At 70.7% G+C, this 2,891-nt stretch carries 2 protein-coding genes and 1 pseudogene; all 3 read left to right on the forward strand.

The window, feature by feature from the left end:
* A pseudogene (locus PKH97_RS15525) lies at positions 1 to 638 on the forward strand (DNA repair protein RecN); the annotation flags it as partial.
* A 4-nt stretch (positions 639 to 642) separates the two neighbouring features.
* Positions 643 to 1,830 (forward strand): putative cytokinetic ring protein SteA, encoded by a 1,188-nt coding sequence (gene steA / locus PKH97_RS15530; RefSeq protein WP_324388507.1) that lies wholly within the window; start codon positions 643 to 645, stop codon positions 1,828 to 1,830.
* Positions 1,827 to 2,789, forward strand: a complete 963-nt coding sequence (locus tag PKH97_RS15535) for a copper transporter (RefSeq protein ID WP_324388508.1) — start codon at positions 1,827 to 1,829, stop codon at positions 2,787 to 2,789. The genes steA and PKH97_RS15535 overlap by 4 nt, the downstream gene beginning before the upstream one ends.
* Positions 2,790 to 2,891 lie beyond the last annotated feature (102 nt).

The raw sequence follows: 2,891 nt of genomic DNA on the forward strand, positions 1-2,891 counted from the left end.
GCGCCCTCGGCGTGAGCGCGGCCGCGTTGACCCGGGCCCGGTCGCTGGCCGGCGCAGACCTCGCGCAGCAAGTGAGCGCCGAGCTTCGGCACCTGGCGATGGGCGCCGCGGAGGTCGATGTGACGGTGAGCTCGCGGGGGGAGGGGGCCACGGCATACGGGCCGGTGGGGGCGGATGATGTCGAGTTCGTGATGCGGGCCGGATCCGGCCTGCCGGCGCGGCCGATCGCCAAGGCCGCGTCCGGTGGTGAGTTGTCGCGGGTGATGCTCGCGATCGAGGTCGTCCTCGGCACGCGGGCGGCCGTGGTGCCGACCTATGTCTTCGACGAGGTCGACGCCGGGGTGGGCGGGCGCGCCGCGCTCGACATCGGCGCGCGGCTCGCGCGGCTGGCGACCAATGCCCAGGTGCTGGTCGTCACGCACCTGCCGCAGGTGGCCGCCTTCGCCGACGCGCACCTGGTGGTGACCAAGGCCGACGACGGTCAGGTGACGCGCAGTGATGTGCGCCTCGTCGCCGGTGAGGCGCGCGAGCGCGAGCTTGCGCGGATGATGGCCGGCGGCGATTCCGAGGTGGCTCTTGACCACGCCCGGGAGCTTTTGGCGTCGGCGGCGGCGCGACGCGCCTCGTGGGACAATTGACCTGATGCGAACCTCCCTGTCCCGACGTTCGCGTGAGCCTGGCCCCGGGGAGGGAACCGCTCGCGCGCGCGTCGACCGGCGCACCAAGAACCTCACCAAGCGGCTGGGCCCGGGACAGATCGCGGTGATCGACCACGAGGACATCGACCGGGTAAGCGCGGAGGCGCTCATCGCGTGCCGGCCGGCGGCCATCGTCAATGCTGCCGCCTCCATTTCCGGCCGCTACCCCAATATCGGTCCGCAGCTGATCGTCGAGGCGGGTATCCCGTTGATCGACGCCTGCGGGCCGGACCTGACCAAGGCCATCGCCGAGGACACGCACGTCCGCCTCGAGGACGGCGTCGTCCGTGACGCCGCGACCGGGACGATCCTGGCCGAGGGCACTGTGCTGACGGCAGAGGGCATCCAGAGTGCCATGGCCGTCGCGCGCGAGGGCCTGTCGGGGCAGTTGCAGTCCTTCGCGCAGAACACGATGGAATACCTCGTCCGCGAGAAGGATCTGCTCATCGACGGAGTCGGCGTCCCCGACATCATCACCAAGCTCGACGGCCGGCACGCGCTGATCGTCGTGCGCGGCTATCACTACAAGGAAGACCTGCAGGCGCTGCGGCACTACATCCGGGAATACAAGCCGGTGCTGATCGGCGTCGACGGTGGAGCCGATGCGCTGCTGGAGGAGAAGCACCGACCGGATCTGATCGTCGGTGACATGGACTCGGTGTCCGACGCGGCTCTCACCAGTGGCGCGGAGATCGTCGTGCACGCCTACCGCGACGGCCGGGCCCCCGGGGCCGAGCGGGTCCGCGAACTCGGCATCGACCCGGTCGTCTTCCCCGCCACTGGCACGAGCGAGGACGTCGCGATGCTGCTCGCCGACGACAAGGGTGCGACCCTGATCGTTGCCGTCGGCACCCATGCCACGCTGATCGAATTCCTTGACAAGGGGCGCTCGGGCATGGCCAGCACCTTCTTGACCCGGCTGCGGGTCGGCAGCAAGTTGATCGACGCCAAGGGCGTCAGTCGCCTCTATCGCTCGCGGATCTCCGGCGCGACGATGCTGACCGCGCTCTTCATCGGGTTGCTGGTCCTCGGGCTGGCGATGTACAACACGCCCGGCGGCGCCATCATCCTGCAACTGATCGGTGCCCGCTGGGACGACCTGTGGGCCGCAATCGTGGGGGTATTCACGTGATCGACTTCCGCTATCACCTCGTCTCGCTGGCCTCGGTGCTGATCGCGCTGGCCATCGGGATCGTGCTAGGCGCCGGACCGCTCAAGGAAGGCATCAGCGAGTCGCTCAACTCCCAGGTGGTGCAACTGCGCGCCGAGAAGCAGGACTTGCGCACGCAACTCGATGCGGCCAACAGCAGCATCGACACGCACCAGAGCTTCGACAAGACCGTGTTGCCGGCCGCCGTCGCGGGTCGCCTCGCCGACCGCACGGTTGTCGTCGTCGCCCTGCCCAATGCCGATTCCGGCGTCACCACCAGCAGCGAGGACACCCTCGGCGCGGCCGGCGCGAGCTTGCAAGGGCCGGTCCAGATCGGCGAGAAGTGGACCGACACCTCCGAGGCGGCGAGCAGTGAGCGTGCGGGCGTGGCCACGACGATCGCCGGCGCGCTGGGGCTGCGAACCACCGCGACCGGTGACGATCTGCTCAACGATGTCCTGGGGGCCACCCTGCTCACCAAGGTCACCGATGCGACGGCGGAGCCGGCCATCCCCGAGGATCGGCGGCGCGCCTCCTGGGACGCCCTGCGGACGGCCGGCCTGGTTGCCGGGGACTACCCGAGCACCCCGGGCTCCCTCGCGGTCGTGATCGGCGCGCCGGAAGTCAAAGTCCCGACGGCGACGAGCACAGGTGCCCAGTCCCTGCCCAGCCTGGCGGCACTCGCCGGGGCCCTGGACGCGGCGGGGACGGGCGCCGTGCTCACGGCCCAGATCGACCCAAAGGCTACTGACAGCACCTCGGTGATTGCCGCCGCTCGCGGGGAATCCGCCCTGCGCCAGCGCCTGTCCACCGTCGATGACGCGGGCAGCAGCATCGGCCAGATCAGCATCGTCTGGGCGCTCGTCGAGCAGGCCGCCGGACGGGTCGGCCAGTATGGCCTGCTCTCCGGCGCGCGCGCCGTGTTCCCGTCGGCCGGCTGAGCCAGGGATGACCGGACCCACGCTCTCTTCAGCGGCCGCGACGATCACGGCTGCGGCCGCTGCGCGGTGGGGCGGCCGGGCGCTGCGCGCCCATCCCCCCGG

This window comes from Nostocoides sp., assembly GCF_035343835.1.
GTDB classification, from domain to species: Bacteria; Actinomycetota; Actinomycetes; order Actinomycetales; family Dermatophilaceae; genus Nostocoides_A; species Nostocoides_A vanveenii.